Below are 1124 nucleotides of genomic sequence, written 5' to 3'. Positions count from 1 at the left end.
GACGGATGTCACGGCCGCTATTTTCGAAATTTTGACCGATCTGAAATTGTAACGGATCTGTGCGCCGTTATTTGATGATCAGGAGCACGATTTCGTCAGAAAACGTCCAATTAAGATCGCTCAGATCCGTTAGATTTTCAAAAAGGGGGTTATTGGTGAAATAAGGTCTGTGGCTTCCGTTTAGATTCGGGGCTCAAACCCCAGACCTCCGCTGTCGGCGATACATGCTGCAATTCGGTACGAAGTTAGCTTTCGCTGCTTCAACAACAGGTTGCTAGTTCGCAGCAATCTGGTCTAGAGAATAGAATGCGATCACATTATAATTGTAAATAAAACAGCCGCCCAGTTGTCTGAATTTGCGTTTCAAATCCGCGCGGCCGGAGCGAACTTTTCGTTAAGAGGTGTGAATCTATGAGCAGGCATAATATTGTGGTCGCCGGGTGCGGCGGTATGGCACATGCTTGGGTAAAGGATGCGTTGGCACGAGAAAATGCGAGTATTGTCGGGTTGGTGGATATAAAGGAGGAGTACGCACAGGCGATGGCGGAGCGATATGGCTTGACTTGCGGTACGTATACGGATCTGACAGAGGCGATAACGAAGACAGGGGCCAATTTGGTGTTTGATGTGACCATTCCGGCAACCCATTTTCAAATCTGTTCTACCGCGCTGCAGCTTGGAGCGCATGTATTCGGGGAAAAGCCGATGGCTGAATCGATGGCTGAGGGGCGCAAGCTTATCGAGCTCGCCACCCGGACGGGGCGCTCTTACGCCGTGATGCAAAATCGCCGGTATAACGCTCAGATTCGGGCGTTGCGCGAGCTGCTGAGCAGCGGGGCGATCGGCAAGATCGGGTACGCTGGCGCAGATTTCTTTATCGGCGCTCATTTTGGCGGATTTCGCGAAGCGATGGGCAGCCCGCTTATTTTGGATATGGCGATTCATACATTTGACCAGGCGCGCTTTTTATTGGATGCCGATCCTGTATCAGTCTATTGTCACGAATTCAATCCGCCAGGGTCGTGGTATGCAGGCAACGCCTCGGCGCTATGTATATTCGAGATGTCGGACGGCTCGGTATTCTCGTACCGCGGCTCGTGGTGCGCTGAAGGCGCGCCAACCTC

General features: G+C 52.0%; 1 protein-coding gene. It reads left to right on the top strand.

The genetic code is table 11. The features are described 5' to 3' along the window. Positions 1 to 411 precede the first annotated feature (411 nt). On the top strand, positions 412 to 1124 hold a 713-nt coding region (locus ACFQ0N_RS38185), incomplete at its 3' end, for a Gfo/Idh/MocA family protein (RefSeq protein WP_379335730.1).

It is taken from the genome of Paenibacillus sp. GCM10027626 (assembly GCF_042676285.1).
Lineage (GTDB): Bacteria > Bacillota > Bacilli > Paenibacillales > Paenibacillaceae > Paenibacillus_Z.
The sequence above is the reverse complement of the archived record's forward strand: the minus strand, read 5'-3'. Positions and strand labels throughout refer to the sequence as shown.